This window comes from Glutamicibacter soli, assembly GCF_052322135.1.
In the GTDB taxonomy this organism is placed as follows: Bacteria; Actinomycetota; Actinomycetes; order Actinomycetales; family Micrococcaceae; genus Glutamicibacter; species Glutamicibacter soli.
Genome location: NZ_CM125969.1, coordinates 2,389,975 through 2,410,985, shown reverse-complemented (window position 1 = coordinate 2,410,985; position 21,011 = coordinate 2,389,975). Strand labels below are relative to the sequence as shown.

Sequence of the window (21,011 nt, the reverse complement as noted above, 5' to 3'; positions counted from 1 at the left end):
TCCAGTTTAAGGGGTGCGAGCGCAGATCGATTCATCGGCCTAGTACATGCCGCCGATCAGCCGGGCGAGGACTTCGCGGTCCACGACATTCGGAGAGGGCCCGGAGCCGAGGAACAGCTTGAGCTCGCGCACCAGACCCGCCGCATTGAGCACGTTGGCGGAGCTGGCGAGCGAAGGCTGGGCATTGCGGTGGTACTCGATCACCGGTTCGTGGTGGTTCCCGTTGGAAGCCAGGACCAGCGTGTAGGCGGCGACGTTCATCTGCATGAAGGCCCGCTGCATGCCTGAGATCTGGATTTCCGGGGGCTGGGTCATCTTGTTGCCGTGCCGCAGCACCGAGCCGTCGAAGGCGTAGTAGCCCTCAGGCAGGGTCATCGTGTTGATCACTGCCATCCGGTATCCGGCGGTCAGCACGTGGTCGTAGTGGCCGCCGTTGGGGGAGCGCAGCCCGTTGACTAGGCGTGCCGCCGGGAGCACGTTGAGCACGTTTCTGCTCAGCAGACTGATGGTCGTGGCTTCGCGTTGCAGCCTCGAACGGGAACTGAACAGTCCACGCTTGCGCGGTTCCCCGTGCATCCGCTGCGCGGATCGCTTGGAGTCCAGGGTGGTGAAGTTGACATCGTCCAGCGGCGGAACGTACTCGGTGGGCAGCTGGGCCTTGGGCTGCTGCGGCGTGGTGCGCAGCCGCTCGTCGTACTGGCGGGCGCTGAAGCCTGCCCGCGGCGCCTGGCCCGGCGCCTGGAAGCTGCGCTCGAAGGAGTCATCGGACTGCTGGTCGCTGAGTTGCTGGAACGCGCGCTGGACTTCCTTGAAGGCGTCTTCGCTCCCGCCCAAGTCCGGATGCGTGGCACGGGCAGCCCTGCGGTAGGCAACCTTGATTTCTTCCATGCTTGCCGTGCGGGATACGCCAAGGATTTCATGGGGGCTCGGCGAGCTCATAGTCAGGCAAGTTCCTTTCGAGGCGGCGCATTGTCGCCGACCCTCTCTATGGTATCGAAAGACCTGTGGCCAATGCTTTTCGAAACTGTACGTTCGCTGAGTATTGTCTATAGGCATGGCCACCCAGCAACGCTTCGAGCGCCTTCAGATCGTTTTCCACCCCGCCTCGGGCAGGGGACTGGGATGGCGCCGCGCCAGACAGTTGGCCGGACGGCTGGCGGATGCGGGCACCGTGGCGCACCTGCTCGACGTCTCCTTCCAGCCGACGGCGCGGATCGCCGCGCAGCTGAAGTCCGCGGACGCAGTGGTGGTCGTGGGCGGTGACGGGCTGATCCACCACGTGGTGCAGGTCCTGGCACGAACCGGGATTCCGCTCGGGATCATCCCGGCGGGCAGCGGCAACGACACCTGGCGCATGCTCCGGGACGCCAATCCGGCGCAGTCGATGGACCGGGTCGCCGCATTCATCGCCGGGAGCGCTGCAGCGCACCCGGTCGACCTGTTGGAAGTCGAATTCGACGAGGCCCCGCAGATCGTGCGGCTGGCTGTCGGAGCGATCTCCTGGGGATTCGAGGCAAAGGTCAACGCCCGCGCCAACCGGCTGCCGCGCCGGCTGGGGTCGCTGCGCTATGTCGCCGCGCTGCTGCTATGCATCCCGAAGCTCAAGGCCTTCTGCACCGAGGTCGACACCGGCGGGCTGGAGTACCGGGGACCGGCGTTGGCCGCGAGCATCGCCAATATCCGTTCGCTGGGCGGCGGCATCACGCTGTTCGCTTCGGCCGAATTCGACGACGGGCTGGCGGACCTGTCGCTGGTGCGCGGCGAGCGGATCGCCCCGGTGCTCAGGCATGTACCGCGGATACTTGCCGGGAGAAACCATCCGTTCCGGGTCGCCGTCAGGGCGAAGGCATTCCGCGTGGAGACCTCGGAAGATTGCTACGCCGACGGTGAACTGCTGGGCCGCAGAGCATTCAGCGTGCGGGTTGCTCCCGGCGCACTGCACCTGATGCGCTAGCGGTCGGCGCGGTACTCCGCGAACAGCATCGAGTCTTCCTCCAGCAGGGTATGCAGCGTCAGGCTGCGCTGCTGCTCGCTCTGCGAGCGGGCGATGCGCGACCCCGCGCCGGCGGCCAGGACCGGGGAGTAGCTCACGCACAGGGAATCGACCTGGCCGGCGGCGACGAATTGCCCGAAGATGTGTGGTCCGCCTTCGGCATGGATGGCCTGCAGGCCCCGCGAATCGAGGTCGGCGACGATCTGCGCCGGGTCCGGGCCCTGGCCGTTGTCCGCGACCTGGACCAGCTGGACATGCTCCGGATAGCTGTCGCGCTGCTGCCCGGTGACCTGCTCGCAGGTGTAGAGCAGCACGGGCCCGGGCGATGACGTCAGCACCTCGGCGTCCGGGGCGATGGACAGATGGTAGGACACGATGGCGAGCACCGGGTGGGCGTCCAGCCCGCGGGCGGTGCGCCAGGCCTGGTCCGCGTCGGAGACCAGCGGGCCGGCGTACCCCTCGGCGTGGACCGTGCCGGAGCCGACCAGCACCACCTGCGCCGGCCGGCGCAGGAGCTTGAAGATCCTTTGGTCCCCGTCGGAGCCGAGCGCTGCCGACAGCCCGCCGAGCTGCGCGCTGCCGTCGACGCTGGAGACGAAGTTGAAGCGGACGAACGGCCGCCGGGTGCTGGCGTAGCGGGAGAGCAGATACTCGTCGTCGACGTGGTCAATGGGCTGGGGCAGCAGGGCTCGCATGGATCTCCTCGGATGCTCTAGGCGCTGGCTTTGCGTTCGGGATGCGCCGGGGGATTGACGTCTCCCATATTGTGGATCTGCCGCACCGGCTGGCGCCAGCCCTGGGCGGCTTCGATCAGGCGCACGGTCTGCACGGATTCCGGGATGTTGTGCATCCGCAGGATCCGCGCCCCGCCCATGGCGCACATCGTGGCCGCGACCATGGAACCGAGCATGCGCTCGGACTTCGGCAGGTCCAGGGTCTCCCCGATGAAGTCCTTGTTGGACACCGCCGCCAGAGCCGGGTAGCCCAGTTCCGCGATGGCCTGGAAACCGGCGGTCAGATCGAGAGTATGGCGGGTGTTCTTGTTCAGGTCGTGCCCGGGGTCGACGATGAGCTTCGAATCCTTGATGCCGACGTTCTTGGCCAGCTGAACCTTGTCCTGCAGGTAGCGGCGCACCTCGGCTAGCACGTCGTCGTAGTGCGGGCGGGGGTAGGTGGTGCGGGGCTTGGCCAGCGAATGGGTCAGCACCAGGTGCACGTCGTTCTCGGCCACCACCTTGGCCAGCTCGGGGTAGGCCAGGCCGGTGGTGTCGTTGATGACGTCGGCGCCGGCGTCGATGGCCGCCTGCGCGACCAGAGGGTGGAAGGTGTCGGCGGAAATCACCACGTCGCTGTGGCGGCGCACCTCGCGGATGACCGGGACCACGCGCTCCGCCTCCTCCCGCCAGGGCAGTTCCGGTCCCGGGGAAAACGGCACCCCGCCGATGTCCACCCAGTCCGCCCCGGCCTCCACCGCGCGCAGCGCCGCCGCCACCGCCTCGTCCAGCCCGAACGTCGACCCGGCGTCGTAGAAGGAATCCGGAGTGCGGTTAATCACCGCCATCACCGCGATCCGGCGCGAGAAATCGATGCTCCGGCGGGCGAACTGGTGAACCGGGACCAGCAGATCTGGCAAGTACATCGGTGGCGGCTCCCTTGAAGTGGCTGGCTGACGGGTTCGGACCTACTTCATCATTCATATCACTGCACCGGGCAAAACCCGTGGTGGCAGGCGTTCGGCTCGGTAGTCTTAGGACATGCAGTTTTCCCATGTATCCGCTGAATACGGCCAATGGATCATCGACGCCTGCGCCGATGCCGACCCGCTGACGGTCACCGCCCAGGTGCCGGTCGGCTATGAACGCTATGCCCGCATCCTGCATCCGGCGCTGGACGAGGAGGACCGGCAGGTGCGCTGGTCCACCGTGGCCGCCAGCCGCCACCACGTGCTGACCGCTGCGGACCTGTTTGAAACCGTGGCCGGACTGGACGCCCAGGGCAACCCGGTTGCCGAGGACGCCTGGGTCGACACCGACCTGCCGCTGGACGAACTGCCGGCGAACCAGTGGAAGGACCTGGCCCTGCAGCTGATCCAGGCCAGCGGGAAGCAGGACTTCGTGCTGGGCCTGTGGGCGGGCTACGCCTTCATCGAGGGCGGGGAACGCATCCAGATCGAGATGGAACCGGATCCTGCGCTGAGCGACGAGCAGAACGCGGCGGCCCATGCGGCGGCGCTCGCCGAGGCGCAGAAGCCGGCCTTCGCGGTTCAGGACCTGGCCCCCGGTCCGCTGGACCTGGGCGGCGGCTACCGCAACTACCACCTGTTCCAGGCCGACGCGGCGTTCCTGAGCGACCCGCTGTGGGCGAAGACCGCGGCGGGGGAGCAGCGCCAGCGCCCCGCGCTGGTGTTCCCCGAGGACCGTTCGTGGATGCTGTCCACCGAGCCCTATGATGACTGCACGTTGGTCGGCGGGCCCACCGCGCTGATCGAGGAGATCTTGAAGGATCCGGGCCTCGAAGCCATCGAGGTCGGGCAATTCACACGGATCGGCCATTCAAACTAGGTGCGCGAAGCTCGTACCATGGAAGGGATATGAATACTTCCGCCGTATACCTGGACCACGCGGCAACCACGGACATGACCCCGGCGGCGCTGGCCGCCATCACCGCCCAGTTCGCTGCCACCGGCAACCCCTCGTCGCTGCATGCGGCTGGCCGTCGCGCCAACCGCGTGGTCGATGATGCGCGCATCGCGATCGCGGCCGCGGCCGGCGCGCATTCCAGCGAGCTGATCTTCACCTCCGGCGGCACCGAATCAGACAACCTGGCGCTCAAGGGCCTGTTCTGGAACCGCGTGGACTCCAACCCCGCGGCGCGGATGATCCTGGTATCCGGGATCGAGCACCATGCGGTGCTGGACACCGTCACCTGGCTGGCAGAGCACGAGCAGGCCGAACTGTGCTGGATGCCGGTGGACGCCGACGGCGTGCTGGACCTGGACGGCGTGCGCGCCCTGCTCGATGAGCACCACGAACGCATCGCGCTGGGCACCATCATGTGGGCCAACAACGAGGTCGGCACCGTGCAGCCGGTCCCTGAATTCGCGGCCCTGCTCGCCGGGTACGGGATCCCCGCGCACAGCGACGCGGTGCAGGCTTTCGGCGCGGTGCCCACCGACTTCGCGGCCTCGAAGCTGGCGGCCATGTCCATCAGCGCCCACAAGATCGGCGGCCCGGTGGGCATCGGCGGACTGCTGGTGCGCCGCGACGTGACCCTGATGCCGGTCCAGCATGGCGGAGGACATGAACGGAAAATGCGTTCGGGAACGCTGAACGCGGCGGCGGCGGCAGGCTTCGCCGCGGCCGCCACGGAAGTCGCGGAGCACCTCGCCGAGGAAGCCGCGCGGCTGAGCGGGTTGCGCGAATACGCGGTGCAGCGGATTTCGCAGCTGGTCCCCGAGGCGGTGCTCAACGGCCCGCGCGACGCGGAGAACCGGGGCGCCCGGCTACCGGGGAACCTGCACTTCACCTTCCCCGAATGCGAGGGGGATTCACTGCTGTTCGTGCTGGACATGCTGGGGATCGCCTCCTCCACCGGATCGGCGTGCACAGCCGGGGTCCCGCAGCCCTCCCATGTGCTGCTGGCAATGGGCCGGGATGCCCGGTCGGCGCGCAGTGTGCAACGTTTCACACTGGGGCATAGATCCACCCGGGCAGACGTTGACGCATTATTGGAAGCCTTGCCGCAGGCCTATGAGCGGGCAAGGAAGGCTGGAATGGCAGCCGATGAAAGCAGCATCCACACGGCAGGAACGGGTTTTACGCGATGAAGGTACTAGCAGCAATGTCCGGCGGCGTGGACTCGGCGGTCGCCGCGGCCCGTGCGGTCGAGGCCGGCCACGACGTGGTCGGCGTGCACCTGGCCCTCTCGCGCATGCCCGGAACCCTGCGCACCGGCTCGCGCGGCTGCTGCACGGTGGAGGACTCCAACGACGCCTGGCGCGCCTGCGACAAGCTGGGCATCCCGTTCTACGTGTGGGATTTCTCCGACCGTTTCGCCGAGGACGTGGTGGACGACTTCGTTTCGGAGTACGAGGCAGGCCGCACCCCGAACCCGTGCATGCGCTGCAATGAGAAGATCAAGTTCGCCGCCCTGCTGGAAAAGGCGCTGGCCCTGGGCTTCGACGCGGTCTGCACCGGCCACTACGCCAAGGTGCTGCGCGACGAGCAGGGCAATCCGGAACTGCACCGCGCCGCCGACTGGGCCAAGGATCAGTCCTATGTGCTGGGTGTGCTGACCCACGAGCAGCTGGAGCACTGCATGTTCCCGCTGGCCGAAACCCCGTCCAAGGCCGAGGTGCGCGCCGAGGCGGCCGCCCGCGGCCTGACCGTGGCGAACAAGCCGGACAGCTACGACATCTGCTTCATCCCCGACGGCGACACCCGCGGCTGGCTGGCCGAACGCATCGAGATGAAGCCCGGCGCGATCGTCGACCACGAGGGCAACGAGCTCGGCGAGCACGCCGGAGCCCAGGCCTTCACCGTCGGGCAGCGCAAGGGGCTGCGCCTGGGCCGCCCGGCTGCGGACGGTAAGCCGCGCTTCGTGCTGGAGATCCGCCCGAAGGAAAACAAGGTCATCGTCGGCCCGGAGGCCCTGCTGGCCGTGGACCAGCTGCGCGGCATCCGCATCTCCTGGGCCGGACTGCCCATCGGGGAAGTGGCCAGCGGCGCCGAATTCGACTGCATGGTGCAGGTGCGCGCCCACGGCGACCCGGTCGCCGCGGTGGCCCACATGGAACGCTCGGCCGAGGGCCGCGACGAACTGGTGGTCAACCTGCCCGAAGGAATGCGCGGCGTCGCCCCGGGCCAGACCATGGTCGTCTACCAGGGCAGCCGAGTGCTGGGCCAGGCGACCATCGACTCCGCCCGCTCCAGCGCCTGGGATCCGGCGAAGGTCGGATAACGCGCCCCAAGGATTGCGCTTCACGAGCGATGGCCCCGGCCTGCGCGAAACCTCAACGGGTTTCGCGCAGGCCGGGGCCATCGCTGTTTCGACCGGCTAGCTGCGCACGAACTTGAGCTTCCACCGCTGCGGGCCTTCTTCGAGGTAGCTGACCTCGAAGGCCGTCGCATCGCGCTGCCGCAGCTGGGCCAGCAGCGGCAGCGGATTATGCGTGGCCGACAGCACCAGGCCTGCGCCGGGCCGCAATGAATCCAGCGCGCCGAAGATGGCCGCGTGGCGGACCGCATGGGGGATCGCCTGGACATCGAGCTGGGGGAGGTCCTCGTCATGCCCGCCGCAGGCGCAGCCGCCCGGTGCCTGCTGCTTCAGGGCTTCTTCCCTGTTGCCGGAAATCTCGATGCGTTCTGTCATGATCTGCTCCCTTGCCCTGGTCCGGCGTCGTCGCGTGGGGCGCATGCCGGTCCGCGTGGTGCGGTTCGATTTATTTTATTACACTTAACTTAGTGGAAAATAGCGGGGCGGGAAAGAGCTGGCTCCAAGGAGGCGCGGAATCATGGGCAAAGGACCGGATGGCGGAGCGCCCCGGCGCAGCGGAGGCGGGCGCGTTCACTCGTCGACCCGCGAGCGGATACTGTCGCTGGTCGAAATGCGGAGCGAGGGCCTGAGCCTGCCTCAGGTGGCCGAGTTCATGGGCCTGCATGAGAACACTGTCCGGAGCCATCTGGACGCGCTGCTCGCCGACGGGTACGTGCAGCGGGAGTCCGCGCCCGCCACCGGCCGCGGGCGGCCAGCTTGGATCTGGCGGGCCGCGGCGCCAACCCCCTCGCCGTTCGCCGCGCTGGCCAACGTACTGGCCGACCAGGTGGCGCTGCTCAGCGACAACCCGGCCCGGGCCGGCATCGAGGCTGGCCAGCGCTGGGGCGCAACGCTGCCAGAAGCCGCCCTGGAAGGCGATGCCCGTGGCGCCGTTATCGACTCGCTGGCTGCGCTCGGTTTTGCGCCCCGCCTCGAAGCCGACCACAGCGTGTCGCTGCTCTCCTGCCCGCTGCTCAGCGCGGCCCGGGAGAACCCGCAGGTCATCTGCAACGTGCATCTGGGGATCGTGCGGGGGATCTTGCAGTCCCACGGACGGGATCCTGCAGGAAGCCGGATCCTGCCGTTCGCGCTGGAGCACGGCTGCCGCCTTGAACTATCGCCACAGCGCGAGGGGCAACGATGAGCCCGGCCTCCTATGCTGCGCCGTCCAGGCCTAAACGCCGGGGACGGTGGCGCCTGGCCCTGATGCTCCCGGCTGGCCTGTGCCTGCTGGCCGGGCTGGATGCGGCGCTGATCCTGCTGGATGTACCCGCCCCGGTGCAGATTGCCGCGTGGGGGCCGGCGCATTCGCTGGCCATGGTCTTCGGGTTTGTCGGAGCGATGATTGCCTTGGAGCGAGCGGTGGCCTGGGGGCGGGCCGCGGGCTACGCGGCGCCCGTCCTGCTGGCGCTAGGCGGTGGCAGCCAGCTGTTCGCCGCGCCCCGGGCGCTGACCGGAACGCTGCTGATCCTGGGCATGGCCGCCCTGCTGGCCACCTACTACCCGTTGTGGCGCAGGCAGCGTGCCGACGCGGTGCTGATCCAGATGCTCGGCGCCTGCGCCGGGCTGGGCGCCACCGTGCTGTACGCCGGCGGAGTGGAGATCTCCTTGCTGCTGCCGTGGCTGGCTGCGTTCCTGGTGATGACCATCGCCGGGGAACGGGTTGAGCTGGCCCGCATCCAGTTGACCTCGCGCTCGCAAGCCCTGGCGGTGGTCCTCAACGTTGCGCTGCTCATGTCCGCCGCGGCGTCCACGCTGTTCGTCCAAGCCGGGACCGTGCTCTTCGGCCTGGTGTTGTGCGCACTGGTGCTCTGGCTGGCGGTCAACGACGTCGCGCGGCGCACCGTCAAGTTGAAGGGCGCGCCGCGCTACATGGCGGCCTGCCTGCTGGCCGGCTACTTCTGGCTGCTGGTTGCCGGCGTCGTCTGGATGCTGGGGTACCCGGCCGGCTCCGGCGCCTATGATACTGCGGTGCACGCGGTTTTCCTGGGCTTCGTGATGTCCATGATCATGGCCCATGCGCCCACGATCCTGCCGGCCGTACTGGCCATCGACCTTCCCTACCGCCAGGCCATGTGGCCGCCGGTGATCCTCATGCATGCCGGCTTGGTGATCCGCCTGTGGCTCGGCAACGGGTTGGGTGGGCAGCTGGCATGGCAGGTCGGTGGTGTTCTCAACGTCGTCGCGCTGCTGCTTTTCGTGTTCGTGGCCCTCGCCAGCGCGTTGCTGGCGCTCACGTCCGCACCTACCTCCGGGAAGGAATCCGTTAGATGAACCTGCCGTTGAGCACCGGGCCCGCCGCAGCGAAGGTCCCCGGCCGGGGTTTCTGGCCTCTGCGCGACCTGCCCACGGCGCTGTGGCTGATCCTGGTGGTTGTCGTCGCGCTGGTCCACCGCCAGCTGCCGGCGCCCCGCTGGCTGCTGATCCACCTGCTGCTGCTCGGCGCGCTGTCCCACGCCATTCTGGTCTGGTCGCAGTACTTCGCCACCGCGCTGCTCAAACGCGTGGTGACCGTCCAGGAACGCCGCCGGCAGTCGCTGCGCCTGGGGCTGATGAACGGCGGCGCCGCCGTGGTGGTTGCCGGGGTGCTTGCCGAACTGTGGCCGTTGACGCTGGCCGGTGCGCTGCTGGTCGCCGTGGCCGCGGCATGGCACGGAGCCTGGCTGTACCGCAGCCTGCGCGGCGCGCTGCCCTCGCCCTATGCCGCGAGCGTGCGCTACTACATCGCCGCCGCCTGCTTCCTGCCGATCGGCGCCGGGCTGGGAACCTGGATTTCCGCCGGGCTCGCTTCTCCGCTGCATGAGCGGCTGACCTTGGCCCATGCACTGGTGAACCTGCTGGGCTGGGTCGGGCTGACCGTCGCCGGAACCCTGATCACGCTGTGGCCCACGATGCTGCGCACCCGCATCGCCCCCCATGCCGCGGTGCGCCTGCGCCGGGCGCTGCCGGTACTCGCAGCCTCGGTGCTGGTGGCCGCGGGCGGGGCGGCCGCGGGGCTGCTGCTGGTGGCAGCCCTGGGTGTGCTCGGCTATCTGGCAGGGCTGGGAATGACGGCCTCGCCTTTCATCCATGCCGCCAGGGCCAAGCCGCCGCGCAGCTTCGCCACCTTGTCGGTCCTGTCCGCGGTCTGCTGGTGGACGGGCACCCTGGTGTGGACGCTCTACGCCCTGGCTGCCAGCGGCGACTGGACGCAGATGGGCCGGCACTTCGACACCATCGTGCCGTACCTGGCCGCAGGCTTCGCCGCGCAGATCCTGCTGGGCGCGCTGTCCTATCTGGTGCCCGTGGCGCTGGGCGGCGGGCCGCGCCCGGTCCGCGCGGCGGCCACGGCCTTCGACCGTGGAGCCGCCTGGCGGGTGAGCATGGCCAACGCAGCGTTGCTGGCCTGCGCCCTGCCGATCTCCTCGCTGGTGCGTGTGCTGTGCTCGGTGCTTTACCTCGGCGCCATGGGCAGCTTCATCCCCTTGCTCTTCACCGCCTTGAAGGCCCATCGCTTGGCCAAGAAAGAAGCCGCGGAATCCGCAGGCCAGCCGAGGGCCCGCGAGCGCGGCCCGGTGGAACCCGAAGGCGCCCGCCCGCCCGGCCAACGCCTGGGCCAGGCGGCCGCAGGTCTTATGTCGGTTGTGCTGGTGATCGCCGTCGGCGTAGCACTGGATCCCGCGGCCGCCGGGATCCGCCCGCCGGCCGCTTCCACCGCGCAGCAGCCGGTCGACCCTGCCAACGCACCGGTCAAGACCGTGCAGATGACCGCCAAGGACATGCGGTTCACACCCTCCACCATCGAGGTGGAAGCAGGAACACGGCTGGTCATCGAATTGGCCAACACCGATGCCACGCAGGTCCACGACCTGGTGCTGGCCAACGGGAGCGACTCCGGGCGCCTGGCACCGGGCCAGAGCGCCACCGTGGACGCCGGGGTCATCACCGCAGACATGGAGGGCTGGTGCTCCATCGTCGGGCACAAGCAGATGGGCATGGTGATGCGGATCGTGGTGACCGGCGCCGCCGCCGCACCCGGCGACACGGCACCAGAGACGTCCCACGGACACCTGCAGGATGCTGGCCAGCCGCCCGCGGCCGCGGGACCCGACCTGCAGGCCCAGCCCGCGGACGGATTCACCGCACGCAACCCGGTACTGGATCCACTGCCTGCGGACACCGGCAAGCCGGCGCTGCACAAGCAACGCTTCACGGTCAGCGAGCTGCAGGCCGAAGTGTCGCCGGGGTTCACACAGAACCTGTGGACCTTCAACGGCACCGCCCCGGGTCCGGTCCTGCACGGACGGATCGGCGACAAATTCGAAATCACGCTCTACAACGACGGCACCATGGGCCACTCCATCGACTTCCACGCCGGGTCCCTGGCCCCGGACAAACCGATGCGAACCATCGCCCCTGGCGAGGAACTGACCTACACGTTCACCGCCACCAAGTCGGGGATCTGGATGTACCACTGCGCCACCGCACCCATGAGCTCACACATCGCCAACGGCATGTACGGAGCGGTCATCATCGAACCCGAGGACCTGCCCGCGGTGGACAAGTCGTATGTGATGGTGCAGTCCGAGTACTACCTCGGCGCGGAAGGGCAACCGGTGGACGTGGACAAGACTGCAGGAGGGAACCCCGACCTGGTGGTGTTCAACGGCTATGCAAATCAATACTCCTTCGACCCGCTGCAGGTTGCCACCGGTGAACGCATCCGCATCTGGGTACTCGCCGCGGGCCCCAACAGGCCCAGCAGCTTCCACGTGATCGGCGGCCAGTTCGACACCGTGTACTTCGAAGGCGCCTACCAGCTGGACGCCCGCGATCGAACCGGCGGGGGTTCCCAATCCCTGGCCTTGTCCCCCGCGCAGGGAGGATTCGTGGAGCTGGCGCTGCCCGAGGCCGGGAACTACCCGTTCGTCACGCACTACATGTCGGACGGCGAGAAGGGGGCGCACGGCATGATCAGGGTTTCTGATCCTAACTAGCGCTCGCCGTAGCCCCCGGGTCCTTCCATGCCGCCCGGGTCCGGAGCGTCAGCGGCAGCGTCGGCAAGGAACCTGCCGAGCTGCGCCAGCACGATGCGGTGACCGGAACGGCTGCCCTCGATCATGCCCGCTCCGACGAAAGAGGTCACCTGGCTGGTGACAGCCACCTGCGTCGCGCCGCCCAACGGCTCCAAGATCCAGGAGACCAGTGCGGAGGACAGCGGTGTCTCGTTGGTCCATACGGTTTCCGCATAGACGATCAGCTGCTGCTCGACCACGCGGAGGTACTGCGCCTCGACGAGGAAATCTAGGGAACCCAGCGGGCCGCAGCGGTAGCTCTCACGTCCGCCTTCGCGGAAGTGCTCGGCGGCGTACTCGATGCCTTCCCCTGCCGGTACGCCCCACACGCAGCGGCGCGCGGGGTCGGCATAGGCATCCCAGACCTCGGCACAGGGAAAGGGGATGCGCCTGCTCAGCGTGATGGTCTCATGGACAAGTGCATTCATTGCGCCGCTTTTCCTCGGTTCGGCTAGTTGCTCGCAATTATTGGCACTGCAACGGGCGAATGCAAGGGCCTCCTAGGGGGATCGGCCTGCGGACAGGGGCATGTTGTGAGCGTACTCATAACAGGAATATTGACGCGTCAATTACTATTGTGTCTGGTAGGTGAAAAGACCACCGACTTTGTTCAAACGGAGATGACATGCCAAAGAAAATTGGTTTCCTGACCTTCGGCCACTGGTCGGGCACTGCAAACTCCGCGGTTCCCACGGGCGCCGCCGCGGTGAGGCAGATGGTGGATCTAGCGCAGGCCGCCGAACGCAGCGGCTTCGACGGAGCCTGGCTGCGGGTGCACCACTTCGACCGTTCGCTGTCCGCACCGTTCCCTCTGCTGGCGGCCATGGCCGCCTCGACAACCACACTTGAAGTCGGCACCGGTGTGATCGACATGCGCTACGAGAACCCCCTGTACATGGCCGAAGAAGCCGCGGTGACTGATGCCATCGCCCGTGGCCGCATGCAGCTGGGCATCAGCCGCGGTTCACCCGAGCCCGCAGCCAACGGCCAGGAGCTGTTCGGCTACACGCTGGACGAGGGCGAGAGCTGGTCCAGCGTGACCCGCGAACGCGCAGCCACCTTCCGCGAAGCCATTGCAGGCACGCCCATCGCCCGCCCGGTGCATCCCGAGCAGCACGGCGGTCGGCTGCTTCCGATCACCCCGGTCTCCCCGGGATTGGAAAACCGCATCTGGTGGGGCGCGGCGGGATTCGAGACTGCTGAGTGGGCCGGTCGCCAAGGCATGAACCTGCTGTCCTCGACCCTGCTGCTGGAGGACGACGGGCGTCCCTTCCACATCGCGCAGCGCGACCAGATCCGCCGCTACCTTGAGTCCTACCATGCAAACGGGCACACGACAGGTGGGCAGACCGCGGTGACGCGCAGTGCCTTCCCGGTGCTCACCGATACCGACGACCTGTACTTCGGGCGCCGCGAGCGCGGCGACTCGGTCGGGCAGATCGAAGGCATGCGGGCGCGCTCCGGCCCGACCTATGCGGGCTCCCTGGACGAGCTGGCCGAGCTGTTCACCCGCGATGCGGCCATGTCCGAAGCCGACTACCTGCTTTTCGCCCTGCCGAACCAGCTGGGCGTCGACTACAACGAGCATGTGATGACCAACATTACGAAGGTCGTCAAGGACATCGGCTGGAAGTAGCCGCCGCGCTGGGGTTTGAAGCGCCCCGGCCCCATGACGTACGGCGCATGGACTGCAGGAAGGTCGAGGGGCGCTTGTGTGATTCGGGCGTTGCTTCTCCGCCGCGTATAGCATCGGCGGCGCCGAAATGGAAATCCAATGCCTTGGCGAGGAAATCTGCCGCATATGCTCGCAGCGTCAAGCGCTTGATGATAGCTTGTTGCCCGTGCCGCCTCAGGTGGGGATCTATTTTTCCAGGGCGATGCAGGCAGATGCCACATGATGTACCGACTATGTATTGGAAGGTTTTATGCGAGCACGAAAATTGCTGTCCGTCTCCGCCGCCCTGTTGCTGGGAGTATCCCTGAGCGCGTGCAAGAGCGCCGACCCTACGCCGTCGTCGGGCGAAGCGGCGGCTGGCGCCGAAGCGGCCCCGCCGGCCGATCCGCCCATCGCCACCTCCGGCGGCAAGTTACCTTCTCCCAGTTGTGCAGAAGTTGCAGAGCTCAGCGGCGGCCTGTTTGACGGTTTGGTGTTTGCCGACGAAACCGTGACCACCTATTCGGATAACCCTGGGGAAACGGACGTGAGCTGCATCTGGATTACGGAGGCTGCCGCGAAGCAGTCGACAGACCTGGCGAAGCATGCGACCGTGGGGTTTACCTTCCAATGGAAAGATGACGCGTTCGAATATGAGTCCCTCGAGTCAATGGGAATGGCGTTCAGCACGCCTCAGACCGAGGAGGTCGGAGCTTTCCTGCTCAACAAGAAGGAATCCCTGGACCTTGACGGTCCGCCAAGCCTGAGCGGCCCGCAGTTGGTCAAGGGGAACCTGAGCATCGGAGCAACCGGTATTGGGGCCATGGCCGGAGACGCCGTGGTCCTGGACTTCACGAACCAGGACATGTTGGACGTCCAGGTGGAAATCCTCAAGTACATGGAAAGCCGTCAGGCCTGATCGCACGCGCTGACCGGATGGAGCCAGGAGCGAAGCGAAAAAAACCCTGCGGTGGCTGCCGTCCCTCGGGACGTCAGGCGCCGCAGGGTTTTCTCGACGTTGGATTAACCGGCAAGGGTCACGGGCCCTGCAAGCGGTTGCTAGTCCTCGTCGACGATGCCGTACATGCGCGCGGAGATATCCGGGTACTCGACCCGTGTCCGGCCGGCTTCCAGTTTCGGCAGCTGGGCGGGGGAGTGATGAGAGCAGTGCACGAAGTCAAAGGTCGGCCACCATTTCTTTGGTCGTTCGTAGTCCTCGGTGCCGCATACTTCGCAGACCAGATGCACCCAGACCGGGCGCTTGCCGGTCCGGTTGGCGCGGGACTGGGCCAGCCATGCCGGCGGATTTGAATTCAGCTCGCGGAACTCGGCTTCGCTCATCTTCGAGGGGATGCCGTGCTTCTTGGCCATTTCTAGGGGGATATCCAACGCAATGGCGGCGTCTCTACGTGTCATCATCGCCTACCAGCCTAATCTACCGGTGCGCCCGCGCATCCAAGCCGGGTGGAAAACGGGACGTCAGGCACGGAAGCTGTGAGCCAAAGCATCGAAATCAGGCCCGGAAGCGAAATTTTTGCGACTTGACCCAGCGTGCTATTGGTCACAGGTGGGCTGTATCACTTAGTCTATGTGAAGCATGTGTTTTCAATCACCGCAAGCATGCTCACAGATTAAGGATCACTTCATGACTCGCAAGAAGAACGGGCTGCGACTCGCCGCGGCCGCTTTGGGAATTTCCGCCCTCGCACTGACCGGCTGCACCTCTTCCGCCTCCAATGACGGCGACGCATCGGGTGCGCCAAGCGGCGACGCATCAGGCGCGCCGATCACCCTGGGAACCACGGACAAGGTCACCTCGCTCGACCCGGCCGGTTCCTACGACAACGGTTCATTCATGGTCATGAACCAGATCTTCCCCTTCCTGCTCAACTCCGAGCCCGGCAGCCCAGAGCCGTCGAACGACCTGGCCGAGTCCGCCGAGTACACCTCGGACAACGAGTTCACCGTCAAGCTGAAGCCGGGGTTGAAGTGGGCCAACGGCAACGATCTGGACTCCAAGGACGTGAAGTTCACTTTCGACCGCCAGCTGAAGATCGCCGATCCGAACGGCCCGTCTTCGCTGCTGGGCAACGTCGAGTCCATCACCGCACCGGATGCCACCACCGTGGTCTTCAAGCTGAAGGTCGCCAACGACCAGACATTCCCGCAGGTGCTCACCTCGCCGGTCGGCCCGATCGTGGATGACGAAGTCTTCCCAGCCGACAAGGTCCTCGCCGACGAGGAGATCATCGCAGGCAAGGCCTTCGGCGGCCAGTACGTGATCGACTCGTACAACAAGAACTCCCTGATCTCGATGTCCGCCAACGACGCCTACGCCGGCGTGCTCGGCGCACCGGCCAACAAGTCGGCGGCCATTAAGTACTACGCGGATTCGAACAACCTGAAGCTGGATATCCAGCAGGGCAACATCGATGTCGCCTGGCGCTCGCTGACCCCGACCGACGTCGAGGACCTGGGCAAGGAAGAAAGCCTGACCGTCCACAAGGGACCGGGCGGCGAGCTGCGCTACATCGTGTTCAACTTCGACACCATGCCGTACGGCGCCAAGACCGCGAACGCCGATGCCGCCAAGTCGCTGGCCGTGCGCCAGGCCGCCGCGAACCTGATCGATCGCCAGGCCATCGCCACCGAGGTCTACAAGGACACCTACACCCCTGCCTACTCCTACGTTCCGCAGGGCTTCACCGGCGCCATCGAGCCGCTGAAGGACCTGTACGGCACCGACGGCAAGCCGGATGCGGCCAAGGCCAAGAAGGTGCTGGAGGACGCCGGAGTGGACATCCCGGTCAGCCTGCCGCTGCAGTACAACCCGGATCACTACGGCCCGAGCTCGGGCGACGAGTACGCCCTGGTGAAGAAGCAGCTGGAAGCCGACGGCCTGTTCAAGGTGGACCTGAAGTCCACAGAGTGGGTCACCTACCAGAAACAGCGCGTCACCGACTACCCGGCCTACCAGCTGGGCTGGTTCCCCGATTACTCGGATGCCGACAACTTCCTGTCGCCGTTCTTCGCCAAGGACAACTTCCTGTCGAACAACTACGACAACCCTGAGGTCGACAAGCTGATCTCCGAGCAGCGCGGCATGGCCGACGCAGCCGCACGCACGAAGGCCATCGAGGACCTGCAGACCATGGTCGCCGAGGACCTCTCCACCCTGCCGCTGCTGCAGGGCGCGCAGGTCGCCGTGGCGGGCAAGGACGTGCAGGGCGTCGAGAAGACCCTGGACCCATCGTTCAAGTTCCGCATGGGCGTTCTGAGCAAGTAATCATCAGCGCACCGGCTTGATTTGAACCCCAGGGGGTTCGCCGCGCGGAATCCATGGGATCCCGCGCGGCGGATCCCCTAAATCTGCGCCCGGGGATCTCCCGGCGCAACGCACGTATTTTGCGATTTCAAAAGGATTGACGATGACCATCACGTCTCCACCGGGACAAGTTCCCAGCCCGCTGGCGGCACCCAAGCCAGCCAAGCAGAAGGGCGGGGGATTCCTCCGTTACGTGATCACGCGCTTCCTGCTGATCATCCCCACCGTCTTCATCCTCATCACGGTGGTCTTCTTCCTGATGCGCGTGACCGGCGACCCGATCACCGCCGCGCTGGGCGGGCGACTGACCCCGGACCAGCTCGCCGCCCGTATCCACGAGGCCGGGTACGACCGGCCGCTGTTCATCCAGTACTTCGAGTACCTGGGGCAGATCTTCACCGGCAACCTGGGCCGCACCCTGACCGACAACACCGCGGTTACCGACATCCTCACCACCTACGGCGCCGCCACCCTGGAACTGGCCATCAATGCCGTGCTCGTGGCGCTGATCGTGGGCATTCCGCTGGGTCTGGTCGCCGCGAAGTTCCGCGACCGCTACCCGGACGCCATCCTGCGTGTGCTGGCCATCCTGGCCTACGCCACCCCGGTCTTCTTCGCCGGCCTGCTGCTCAAGCTGATCTTCGGCGTCTGGCTGCACTGGCTGCCGATCGCCGGCCGCGCAGGCTGGCAGACCGAACTGCAGCTGACCACGCTGCAGGCGCCCACCGGCATCTACTGGCTCGACGCGCTGCGCAGCGGCAACATGGAGGCGTTCGTGAACGTCACCCAGCATGCCATCCTGCCTGCCATTGCGCTGGGCCTGCTCACCGGCGGGGTGTTCCTGCGCCTGGTGCGCACCAATGCCATCGGCACCCTGGGCCGTGAATACGTGGAGGCCGGGCGCTCGCGCGGCGTCAGCGAATTCCGCCTCACCACCAAGCACGCCTACCGTCCCGCGCTGATCCCGATCATCACCGTAATGGGCATGCAGATTGCGCTGCTGCTCGGCGGCGCGGTGCTAACCGAAACGACCTTCGAATGGAAGGGCCTGGGCTTCAAGCTCGCCGAATACCTCACCGCGCGCGACTTCGTGGCAGTGCAGGGCATCGTGGTGCTGCTGGCGATCATCGTCGCCTTCACCAACTTCATCGTCGACGTCCTGGCCGCACTGATCGACCCGAGAGTCAGGTACTAATCATGAGCACCGCTACTCTTCCCGCCTCGAACAAGTCGTGGGTCCAGAAGCTCCCGATCATCTCCCACCTGAAGATGTCCTCCGGGCTCCAGCGCGGCATGCTGGTCAGCGGCCTGATTCTCACGAGCCTGTTCCTGATCACCGCGATCTTCGCGCCGCTGATCGCACCGTTTGGCTTCGCCCAGTCGGGCGACGCCAACGGCGACTTCCCGCGCCAGGCCGCGCCGGGCGGGGAATTCATCTGGGGCACCACCTCCGGCGGCTACGACGTGTTCTCCCGCACCGTCTTCGGCGCGCAGACCGCGATCTTCGTGATCATCGCCGCCGTGGTGATGTCGCTGTTCCTCGGCGTGCTGCTGGGCCTGGTCTCCGGCTACCTGGGCGGCTGGTTCGACCGCATCATGGTGGTCCTCGCCGACGCCATCTACGCCTTCCCGTCGCTGCTGCTGGCCATCGTGATGTCCATCGTGATCTCCCAAGGCCAGTCAACAGTGTTCGGCGGCGTCATGGCCGCGGCCATTTCCATCACCGTGGTGTTCATCCCGCAGTACTTCCGCGTGGTGCGCGCCGAGGTGATGCGCCTGAAGGCCGAACCGTTCGTGGAATCCGCACAGGTCATCGGCGCCAGCCCGTGGCGGGTCATGTTCACCCACCTGCTGCGCAACGCCACCCGCACCCTGCCGCTGATCTTTACGCTGAACGCCACCGAGGCGCTGCTGACCCTGGCGGGCCTGGGCTTCCTGGGCTTCGGCATCGAGCCGACCAGCGCATCGGAATGGGGCTACGACCTGAACCGCGCGATGTCGGACGCCACCAGCGGCATCTGGTGGACCGGCCTGTTCCCGGGCCTGGCCATCGTGATCACCGTGCTGGGCATGACCCTGGTCGGCGAGTCCATGAACGATTTGAATGACCCGCGCCTGCGCCGCTTCAGCCGCAAGAAGGCCAAGCGCATCACCCAAGCAGGAGCCGGAGCATGAGCCACGCAGCGCCAACCATCACCGAGGACCGCGGCGCCGTGCTGCGCGTCGAGGGCTTGAACATCGACTTCGTCACCGACGCAGGTGCGGTTCCCGCCGTGCGCGGCGTGGACTTCACGGTCAAGGCCGGGGAGATCCTGGCCATCGTGGGCGAATCCGGGTCCGGCAAGTCAGTGACCGCGCGCACCGCGCTGGGTATCATGGCGGAGAACGGAGCCGCCAGCGGAGCTGTATACCTCAACGGCAAGGACATGCTGACCCTGCACGGGGCGGACCTGCGCGCCGCCCGCGGCCGGGACGTGGCCATGGTCTTCCAGGAGCCCTCGACCGCGTTGAATCCGGTCTACACCGTGGGCTGGCAGATCATGGAGGGCATCCGCGCCCACAACAAGATTTCCAAGAAGGAAGCCAAGGCGCGCGCCATCGAGGCCATGCGCCAGGTCGGGATCCCGGATCCCGAGCAGCGGGTGGACTACTACCCGCACCAGTTCTCCGGAGGCCAGAAGCAGCGTGTGGTGATCGCCGCGGCACTGGCCCTGAAGCCCGGGCTGATCGTGGCCGACGAGCCGACCACGGCACTGGACGTCACCGTGCAGGCGGAAATCCTGTCGCTGCTGCGCGAGCTGCGCAGCGAGCTGGGCACCGCCATCGTGATCATCACCCACAACATGGGGGTGGTCGCCGACATTGCGGATCGGGTCATCGTGATGAACCAGGGCAAAATCGTGGAGGAAGCCGAAGCGCTGACCCTCTTCGAGGCCCCGCAGGAGGAGTACACCCGCTCGCTGCTTGCCGCCGTGCCGCACCTGGGCCGCGAAAGCGCCTCCGAAGGCATGGCCGAACGCCCGGTCGCCGGCGCCGAGGTACTGGTCGAGGCCAAGGACCTGGTCGTCCACTTCCCGGGACGCCTCGGCACCCCCGGCTTCACCGCCGTGGACAAGGTCGATTTGAAGATCCACGCCGGGGAAGTCTACGGCCTGGTCGGCGAGTCCGGCTCCGGCAAGACCACCATCGGGCGAACCATCGCCGGCCTGAACCGGATGACCTCCGGCTCGCTGAAGGTGCTGGGCTATGAAATGGCGCAGTTCAAGGAACGCAGCTTCAAGCCGCTGCGCGAGCAGATCGGCTTCGTGTTCCAGGACCCGGCCGCCAGCTTCAACCCGCACCTGACCATCGGCGAATGCGTCGCCGAACCGCTGATGGTGCACCGCGAACTCGGCGCCTCGGCCACCCGCGCCAAGGTGGCCCAGCTGCTTGAAGCGGTGCAGCTGCCCTCAGGCTTCGCCAACCGCTACCCGCATGAGCTCTCCGGCGGCCAGCGCCAGCGCGCCTCGCTGGCCCGCGCCCTGGCGCTGGAGCCCAAGCTGCTGATCGCCGACGAACCGACCAGCGCGCTGGACGTCTCGGTGCAGGCCAAGGTGCTTCAGCTGTTCCGCGAGCTGCAGGCCGAGCTGGGCTTCGCCGCCCTGTTCGTCTCCCACGACCTCGCGGTGGTGGACCAGTTGGCGACCTGGGTGGGCGTGCTGTTCCGCGGCACGCTGCTGGAGGAAGGTCTGGGCTCGCAGGTGCTGGCCAACCCGCGCAACGACTACACCCAGCGACTGATCGCCTCGCTGCCGGTTCCCGACCCGCGCGAGCAGGCCCAGCGCCGCGCCCGCATCGAGGAGCTGAACGCCAAGGGCTGAGCCGGCTTCCGGCCCCGCCTGAACGCCCGCGCAGCGCGCCTCCCCGTCCCGGGAGCGTGCGCTGCGCGGGCGTTCGGCGTTCGCCGGTGTC

19 protein-coding genes are annotated in these 21,011 nt (G+C 67.0%); 13 read left to right on the top strand and 6 right to left on the bottom strand.

Going from position 1 to position 21,011, the window contains the following annotated elements; translation table 11 throughout:
* Positions 1–39: 39 nt before the first annotated feature.
* Positions 40–939: a J domain-containing protein gene (locus tag ACTX90_RS11360; RefSeq protein WP_160309085.1), complete on the bottom strand. Its 900-nt coding sequence runs from the start codon at positions 937–939 to the stop codon at positions 40–42.
* A 115-nt stretch (positions 940–1,054) separates the two neighbouring features.
* On the opposite strand from ACTX90_RS11360, the gene ACTX90_RS11355 reads away from it, so the two are divergent.
* Positions 1,055–1,954, top strand: coding sequence for a diacylglycerol/lipid kinase family protein (locus ACTX90_RS11355; protein WP_443442096.1), 900 nt, complete (start codon positions 1,055–1,057; stop codon positions 1,952–1,954).
* Here the strand turns inward: ACTX90_RS11355 and ACTX90_RS11350 are convergent.
* Positions 1,951–2,688, bottom strand: coding sequence for a dihydrofolate reductase family protein (locus ACTX90_RS11350; RefSeq protein ID WP_443442095.1), 738 nt, complete (start codon positions 2,686–2,688; stop codon positions 1,951–1,953). The two genes, ACTX90_RS11355 and ACTX90_RS11350, sit on opposite strands and share 4 nt — an antisense overlap.
* Before the next feature lie 17 nt (positions 2,689–2,705).
* The gene (gene folP, locus ACTX90_RS11345) at positions 2,706–3,632 is read right to left on the bottom strand and encodes a dihydropteroate synthase (protein ID WP_443442094.1); all 927 of its coding nucleotides are present in this window, start codon (positions 3,630–3,632) and stop codon (positions 2,706–2,708) included.
* Between the two features lie 115 nt (positions 3,633–3,747).
* On the opposite strand from folP, the gene ACTX90_RS11340 reads away from it, so the two are divergent.
* Genes ACTX90_RS11340 through mnmA form a run of 3 tightly spaced genes read left to right on the top strand, consistent with a single transcriptional unit; the run spans position 3,748 to position 6,952 of the window.
* Entirely contained in the window at positions 3,748–4,554 is an 807-nt protein-coding gene (locus ACTX90_RS11340; RefSeq protein WP_443442093.1) for a hypothetical protein, read from the top strand.
* 29 nt (positions 4,555–4,583) lie between these two features.
* The gene (locus ACTX90_RS11335; protein ID WP_047119522.1) at positions 4,584–5,819 is read left to right on the top strand and encodes a cysteine desulfurase family protein; all 1,236 of its coding nucleotides are present in this window, start codon (positions 4,584–4,586) and stop codon (positions 5,817–5,819) included.
* Complete coding sequence (gene mnmA, locus ACTX90_RS11330; RefSeq protein ID WP_113606479.1) at positions 5,816–6,952, top strand: tRNA 2-thiouridine(34) synthase MnmA; 1,137 nt, start codon at positions 5,816–5,818, stop codon at positions 6,950–6,952. Before ACTX90_RS11335 ends, mnmA begins: the two co-directional genes overlap by 4 nt.
* A 96-nt stretch (positions 6,953–7,048) precedes the next feature.
* Here mnmA and ACTX90_RS11325 read toward each other — a convergent pair whose 3' ends face one another.
* A complete protein-coding gene (locus tag ACTX90_RS11325; protein WP_120989216.1) occupies positions 7,049–7,363 on the bottom strand; it encodes a DUF2249 domain-containing protein in 315 nt (104 codons plus the stop codon).
* 142 nt (positions 7,364–7,505) lie between these two features.
* On the opposite strand from ACTX90_RS11325, the gene ACTX90_RS11320 reads away from it, so the two are divergent.
* From ACTX90_RS11320 to ACTX90_RS11310, 3 genes are read left to right on the top strand one after another with little or no spacing between them, the layout of a single operon-like run.
* The gene (locus tag ACTX90_RS11320; RefSeq protein WP_424573550.1) at positions 7,506–8,171 is read left to right on the top strand and encodes a helix-turn-helix transcriptional regulator; all 666 of its coding nucleotides are present in this window, start codon (positions 7,506–7,508) and stop codon (positions 8,169–8,171) included.
* Positions 8,168–9,301, top strand: coding sequence for a DUF8744 domain-containing protein (locus ACTX90_RS11315; RefSeq protein WP_443442092.1), 1,134 nt, complete (start codon positions 8,168–8,170; stop codon positions 9,299–9,301). Before ACTX90_RS11320 ends, ACTX90_RS11315 begins: the two co-directional genes overlap by 4 nt.
* A complete protein-coding gene (locus tag ACTX90_RS11310; protein WP_443442091.1) occupies positions 9,298–12,003 on the top strand; it encodes a multicopper oxidase domain-containing protein in 2,706 nt (901 codons plus the stop codon). The genes ACTX90_RS11315 and ACTX90_RS11310 overlap by 4 nt, the downstream gene beginning before the upstream one ends.
* Here the strand turns inward: ACTX90_RS11310 and ACTX90_RS11305 are convergent.
* Positions 12,000–12,509 carry an SRPBCC domain-containing protein gene (locus tag ACTX90_RS11305; RefSeq protein WP_052772410.1) on the bottom strand — a complete coding sequence of 170 codons (510 nt, stop codon included), beginning with the start codon at positions 12,507–12,509 and terminating at the stop codon, positions 12,000–12,002. The genes ACTX90_RS11310 and ACTX90_RS11305 overlap by 4 nt on opposite strands.
* Before the next feature lie 197 nt (positions 12,510–12,706).
* Between ACTX90_RS11305 and ACTX90_RS11300 the strand changes: the two genes are divergently transcribed.
* Both ACTX90_RS11300 and ACTX90_RS11295 read left to right on the top strand, forming a co-directional pair.
* A complete protein-coding gene (locus tag ACTX90_RS11300; RefSeq protein ID WP_443442090.1) occupies positions 12,707–13,717 on the top strand; it encodes an LLM class flavin-dependent oxidoreductase in 1,011 nt (336 codons plus the stop codon).
* Positions 13,718–14,006: 289 nt separating this feature from the next.
* Complete coding sequence (locus ACTX90_RS11295) at positions 14,007–14,654, top strand: hypothetical protein (RefSeq protein WP_443442089.1); 648 nt, start codon at positions 14,007–14,009, stop codon at positions 14,652–14,654.
* A gap of 140 nt (positions 14,655–14,794) precedes the next feature.
* Here the strand turns inward: ACTX90_RS11295 and ACTX90_RS11290 are convergent, their stop codons facing one another.
* Complete coding sequence (locus ACTX90_RS11290) at positions 14,795–15,154, bottom strand: hypothetical protein (RefSeq protein WP_047119516.1); 360 nt, start codon at positions 15,152–15,154, stop codon at positions 14,795–14,797.
* A 226-nt stretch (positions 15,155–15,380) separates the two neighbouring features.
* Here ACTX90_RS11290 and ACTX90_RS11285 point away from each other — a divergent pair, with 226 nt between their 5' ends.
* The 4 genes from ACTX90_RS11285 to ACTX90_RS11270 all read left to right on the top strand — a co-directional run bounded on the left by ACTX90_RS11285 (position 15,381) and on the right by ACTX90_RS11270 (position 20,920).
* Complete coding sequence (locus ACTX90_RS11285; protein ID WP_443442088.1) at positions 15,381–17,021, top strand: ABC transporter substrate-binding protein; 1,641 nt, start codon at positions 15,381–15,383, stop codon at positions 17,019–17,021.
* A 136-nt stretch (positions 17,022–17,157) separates the two neighbouring features.
* Complete coding sequence (locus ACTX90_RS11280; RefSeq protein ID WP_047119514.1) at positions 17,158–18,255, top strand: ABC transporter permease; 1,098 nt, start codon at positions 17,158–17,160, stop codon at positions 18,253–18,255.
* 2 nt (positions 18,256–18,257) lie between these two features.
* Positions 18,258–19,235, top strand: a complete 978-nt coding sequence (locus tag ACTX90_RS11275) for an ABC transporter permease (protein ID WP_047119513.1) — start codon at positions 18,258–18,260, stop codon at positions 19,233–19,235.
* Entirely contained in the window at positions 19,232–20,920 is a 1,689-nt protein-coding gene (locus ACTX90_RS11270) for a dipeptide ABC transporter ATP-binding protein (RefSeq protein ID WP_047119512.1), read from the top strand. Before ACTX90_RS11275 ends, ACTX90_RS11270 begins: the two co-directional genes overlap by 4 nt.
* Positions 20,921–21,011 lie beyond the last annotated feature (91 nt).

Excerpts from the sequence above, each read along its gene's own strand:
- ACTX90_RS11355 (WP_443442096.1), top strand. The coding sequence starts at position 1,055 with ATGGCCACCCAGCAACGCTTCGAGCGCCTTCAGATCGTTTTCCACCCC.
- mnmA (WP_113606479.1), top strand. The coding sequence starts at position 5,816 with ATGAAGGTACTAGCAGCAATGTCCGGCGGCGTGGACTCGGCGGTCGCC.
- ACTX90_RS11290 (WP_047119516.1), bottom strand. The coding sequence starts at position 15,154 with ATGATGACACGTAGAGACGCCGCCATTGCGTTGGATATCCCCCTAGAA.
- ACTX90_RS11335 (WP_047119522.1), top strand. The coding sequence starts at position 4,584 with ATGAATACTTCCGCCGTATACCTGGACCACGCGGCAACCACGGACATG.
- ACTX90_RS11285 (WP_443442088.1), top strand. The coding sequence starts at position 15,381 with ATGACTCGCAAGAAGAACGGGCTGCGACTCGCCGCGGCCGCTTTGGGA.
- ACTX90_RS11320 (WP_424573550.1), top strand. The coding sequence starts at position 7,506 with ATGGGCAAAGGACCGGATGGCGGAGCGCCCCGGCGCAGCGGAGGCGGG.
- ACTX90_RS11275 (WP_047119513.1), top strand. The coding sequence starts at position 18,258 with ATGAGCACCGCTACTCTTCCCGCCTCGAACAAGTCGTGGGTCCAGAAG.
- ACTX90_RS11310 (WP_443442091.1), top strand. The coding sequence starts at position 9,298 with ATGAACCTGCCGTTGAGCACCGGGCCCGCCGCAGCGAAGGTCCCCGGC.
- ACTX90_RS11360 (WP_160309085.1), bottom strand. The coding sequence starts at position 939 with ATGAGCTCGCCGAGCCCCCATGAAATCCTTGGCGTATCCCGCACGGCA.
- ACTX90_RS11340 (WP_443442093.1), top strand. The coding sequence starts at position 3,748 with ATGCAGTTTTCCCATGTATCCGCTGAATACGGCCAATGGATCATCGAC.
- ACTX90_RS11305 (WP_052772410.1), bottom strand. The coding sequence starts at position 12,509 with ATGAATGCACTTGTCCATGAGACCATCACGCTGAGCAGGCGCATCCCC.
- ACTX90_RS11270 (WP_047119512.1), top strand. The coding sequence starts at position 19,232 with ATGAGCCACGCAGCGCCAACCATCACCGAGGACCGCGGCGCCGTGCTG.
- ACTX90_RS11325 (WP_120989216.1), bottom strand. The coding sequence starts at position 7,363 with ATGACAGAACGCATCGAGATTTCCGGCAACAGGGAAGAAGCCCTGAAG.
- ACTX90_RS11300 (WP_443442090.1), top strand. The coding sequence starts at position 12,707 with ATGCCAAAGAAAATTGGTTTCCTGACCTTCGGCCACTGGTCGGGCACT.
- folP (WP_443442094.1), bottom strand. The coding sequence starts at position 3,632 with ATGTACTTGCCAGATCTGCTGGTCCCGGTTCACCAGTTCGCCCGCCGG.
- ACTX90_RS11315 (WP_443442092.1), top strand. The coding sequence starts at position 8,168 with ATGAGCCCGGCCTCCTATGCTGCGCCGTCCAGGCCTAAACGCCGGGGA.
- ACTX90_RS11350 (WP_443442095.1), bottom strand. The coding sequence starts at position 2,688 with ATGCGAGCCCTGCTGCCCCAGCCCATTGACCACGTCGACGACGAGTAT.
- ACTX90_RS11295 (WP_443442089.1), top strand. The coding sequence starts at position 14,007 with ATGCGAGCACGAAAATTGCTGTCCGTCTCCGCCGCCCTGTTGCTGGGA.